5 protein-coding genes and 1 pseudogene are annotated in these 3789 nt (G+C 40.9%); 3 read left to right on the top strand and 3 right to left on the bottom strand.

Annotated elements, in window-relative coordinates; genetic code table 11:
* The 3 genes and pseudogenes from BA1_RS19720 to BA1_RS18070 all read left to right on the top strand — a co-directional run.
* Window positions 1–450: pseudogene (locus tag BA1_RS19720) on the top strand (T7SS effector LXG polymorphic toxin); the annotation flags it as partial.
* Window positions 451–466: 16 nt separating this feature from the next.
* Entirely contained in the window at window positions 467–922 is a 456-nt protein-coding gene (locus tag BA1_RS18075; protein WP_008362193.1) for a hypothetical protein, read from the top strand.
* Window positions 923–1022: 100 nt separating this feature from the next.
* Window positions 1023–1247 carry a hypothetical protein gene (locus BA1_RS18070; protein WP_008362191.1) on the top strand — a complete coding sequence of 75 codons (225 nt, stop codon included), beginning with the start codon at window positions 1023–1025 and terminating at the stop codon, window positions 1245–1247.
* Between the two features lie 39 nt (window positions 1248–1286).
* Here the strand turns inward: BA1_RS18070 and BA1_RS18065 are convergent, their stop codons facing one another.
* The 3 genes from BA1_RS18065 to BA1_RS18055 form a co-directional block, all read right to left on the bottom strand.
* On the bottom strand, window positions 1287–1550 hold the full coding sequence (locus BA1_RS18065; protein WP_008362189.1) for a hypothetical protein: 264 nt from the start codon (window positions 1548–1550) through the stop codon (window positions 1287–1289).
* A gap of 98 nt (window positions 1551–1648) precedes the next feature.
* Window positions 1649–2218: a GNAT family N-acetyltransferase gene (locus BA1_RS18060; protein ID WP_008362187.1), complete on the bottom strand. Its 570-nt coding sequence runs from the start codon at window positions 2216–2218 to the stop codon at window positions 1649–1651.
* 72 nt (window positions 2219–2290) lie between these two features.
* Window positions 2291–3568 carry an Nramp family divalent metal transporter gene (locus BA1_RS18055; RefSeq protein ID WP_008362186.1) on the bottom strand — a complete coding sequence of 426 codons (1278 nt, stop codon included), beginning with the start codon at window positions 3566–3568 and terminating at the stop codon, window positions 2291–2293.
* Window positions 3569–3789: the final 221 nt, after the last annotated feature.

Genomic DNA, 3789 nt, shown 5'->3' with positions numbered 1-3789 from the left:
CTCACCGCCACAAACTGCTTCAGCGAAGCGATCACGGGTCGAGATATGTTCGGAAGTAAGATCTCGAAGGAACAACAGGAAGCGAGTATGAATGCGGCGCTGGGGATGCTTTTGCCGTTTGGGGCGAAAGGAGTTAAAAGTAGTTTAGGTTCCATTAAAAAGCCTCAGTATATACCAAAAGATGTTAATGGTAAAAATGCGAGTCTGCCAAAATACGAGAATGGGAAGCTAGTCAATGGAACAGTCCATAAACCAGATTCACAGTTTCCTCATACTCAAATTGGTTATAGGAAAGGGCGTAAAGAGGGGTACATTCAAACCCTCGAATGGGGAAAAGATGGTACGCCGATACAAAGAACAGATTGGACGAATCATGGTAGAGGTGATCACACAAATCCTCACTCTCATCCTGCGGTATTTAAGGATGGGTCATGGAGTTTTAAAGAATAATTTGGAGGAGATTTGAATGGGTGTAAAAGAATCAGAATTTCTATTAAAAATAAGAGGTATGGAATATTTTAATGATGAGTTATCTTGCTTAGGTGATCAGCTTGCTAAGATTCTATTTTGTATAAAGGAATTGAAACAGGATTATAAATGGTATGTATTTGATGTCTTTGGCTCAACTCATTCTTCTCTTTTTGAGTTATTTCCAGACAAAGATCTGATTGCAATGTCAACAGATAAATTAATAGATAGTGTAAGACAAGTGGTTCAATTTGAATCAGGTGTCTTTATAGGATTTCAAAAAGGTTTACAGATTGAATGGGATTTGAATTCAATGCCAGAAACAGAAGAAGATGAGGGTATTCAACACTCTTTAGCTGATATTGAAATACGAGCATTCGATTTTTCTTATTTTGAAGTTTATGGTAATGATATAAAGATTAAGGAACATTTGGTTCTTAATCTCAATAAATAAGAGGATTATGATACTTTATTAGGTATAAATGTATCTTAAAAGTCTTATTACAATAACCACTTAAAAGCCAATTAATCACAACAAAAAAGGGGAATAAACCATGCTATGGGTTTTCACACAAAACGAGCAAAGTCTAATCCATGTCCATGAAATCACAGTAAGCGGCAAAAAAATTGAAGGAATGATCTTGGGAAGTACATCTTGGGCAAAGACTCTCGGTAAGTATGACTCAAATGAACGCGCAGCAGCAATCCTTCAAGACATTGTGAAGGTGATTGAAGAAAATCAAAATGGCACGATTACCTATCGAATGCCTCAGCAGTAAAAAGAAACCACCTTTCCATCCGAGAAAAGGTGGTTTTGTTTATGATGGTGTTTTCGTAAAGGCTAAGAATAATGGAATGCCTGTGCCGACAAGTGTTGTGGCAAATAGGAACATACCGCAAATGAATAGAAAATGACTGGCTGAAAAGACAAGTGCCAGAATTAGAAAAACGATGCTGAGTCCGATCATGCTGTAAGATGGGACAAAACGGCGTTTGTATGTGGCTTTCTTTGTTAAGAATGAGAAGAAAATGCCAAATAATAAAGGGACAATCCATAAGTAAAATAAAATAATAAGAGACATACATCATACCTCGATTTTTCCTTCTATTTTATCAGATGCCGGTCACAACGGATACTGCAAAGCTTCACTTTGTAAAATAGTTCATGCAATCGACACAATTACGTGGGCTGGTTCATCGAATGTGTTTTCTGCTGCATATACTCAGGCTGCAAAAGTGCATAGACACAATGATCCGTAAAGCGGTCGCCCAGCCATTCACATTGCTTTAAAATGCCTTCAAGCGAAAAAGATAATCGCTCTGCGATGCGTCTGCTTTTCATGTTGTCGACAGCTGCTCTAATTTCAATGCGGTGCAGGCGGCATTCTTCAAATAAATAGTGAATGACGGCTTGGCATGCTTTTGTCATGATGCCCTTTCCTTGATAGCCTTCTCCGAGCCAATAACCAATGGAAACGGTGCGGTTGATCCATTGAATTTGATGGGTGCCAATGATGCCGACGAGTTCCCCATGAAACCATATACCAGCTTGGAATCCATTGTTTTGCAAGGCTTGCTGCATGGCGCTTTGAATGAACGCCAGGCTGTCTTCCTCTGTGTGCGTTGAATCCACCCAGAGCATCCATTCCCGTAAGTGCTCTCTGGAACGATGGATGAGTACATACAGACTTCTGGCGTCTCTTGGCTCAAGCAGCCTCATAGATATGTCTTGATCCTGATAAAAAAACATGTGCTCACGTCCTCTCTAGGGAAATTCTACCATAGACAAATAGAAAGAAAAAGACAGGATCATGACTTTCCTTTACATAAACGTATCCACAATTAAAAACAGATTGAGTGCGACAACAAGAGCCGCTATTACCCACGATATTCCTGTTACCCAGCGAGCATTCGTTAAATCACCCATAATTCGTTTTTTACTTGTAAACAAAATGAGCGGAATTAAAGCAAAGGCTATACCAAAGGATAAGACCACTTGACTCATCACAAGCGCAGATGTCGGGTTTACTCCGGATGCAATGATCGCAATAGGAGGAATGATGGTAATCAGACGGCGTACATACAGCGGGATTCGGTATTGAATAAAACCCTGCATGATAATATCGCCTGACAGTGTACCGACAGAAGAACTGGAAAGTCCCGCTACAAGCAGACCTAGACCAAATAAGATGGCTGACACAGGACCTGCAAGTGTTCCAAAATGCTGAAATGCTACATCCAGATCCTCAACAAAGAGACCATTTTTATAAAATAAAGCAGCTGCTACAATCAACATGCTGGCATTGATGGCTCCAGCGACTAACATCGCAATGAGGATGTCTAAAAACTCAAAGCGGAAAATCTGTTTTTTCTCTTTTTCTGTTCTGCCGACGACTCTTCTTTGAGTTAAAGCTGAATGCAGATAAATTGCGTGCGGCATCACAGTGGCGCCCAAAATCCCAGCAGCAAGCAGGACACTATCTGCGCCATCAAATCTTGGCATCAACAGTCCGCCTGCGACACTTGCGATATCAGGTTTGGCGACAAAAGTTTGCACAGCGAATGCTATCACTACAATAAACAGCATGCCAGTAATCCCTGCTTCCAATGCTCGATATCCGCGTCTTTGAAGCTCTAAAATCGCAAATGATCCGATGGCTGCAATGATGGATGCTTCAAGCAGCGGGATCCGAAAGAGCAAGTATAAACCAAGAGCCGCGCCGATAAATTCGGCTAAATCTGTGGCGATAATGACGAGCTCACCCTGAATCCATAACCCAATAGAGACGGGTTTCGGAAACTCTTCACGAGCGATTTCAGGTAAATTTTTACCTGTTGCGATTCCAAGCTTTGCAGACAAAGACTGGATGAGCAAAGCCATGAGATTCGATATGAGAATGACCCATAAAAGAAGGTAACCATATTTTGAGCCAGCCGCAATGTTGGTCGCAAAGTTTCCTGGATCAATATATGCAATGGCAGCGATAAAAGCAGGTCCTAGAAAAGGAAGAAGCCTTCTAAATCCTTTGACCTTTCCTTCAAGTGCACGCTCTGCGGCCACTGACATGTGTGCCTGTGCCTCGATGTATTTGTTTGTCATATGTCATCACCTAGATTCTAAAAGTTTTGCTTCGGCACAAAAAGTTTCCTTGATGCAATTTTTAATCATCATATGCCCATCTTCATGAAAAGTCAACTATCTGAACTAATAGGTTTGTTTATCATATGTAAGTGAAAAAAATAGATACCTTGTCAATCAATACATAAAAAAACACCGCCCCTTAGGCGGTGCCAGCGTGTAGACAAACCCTCGCATTCTCC

This window comes from Bacillus xiamenensis, assembly GCF_000300535.1.
Classification (GTDB): Bacteria; Bacillota; Bacilli; order Bacillales; family Bacillaceae; genus Bacillus; species Bacillus xiamenensis.
This window is presented reverse-complemented; position numbering and strand designations above follow the sequence as displayed.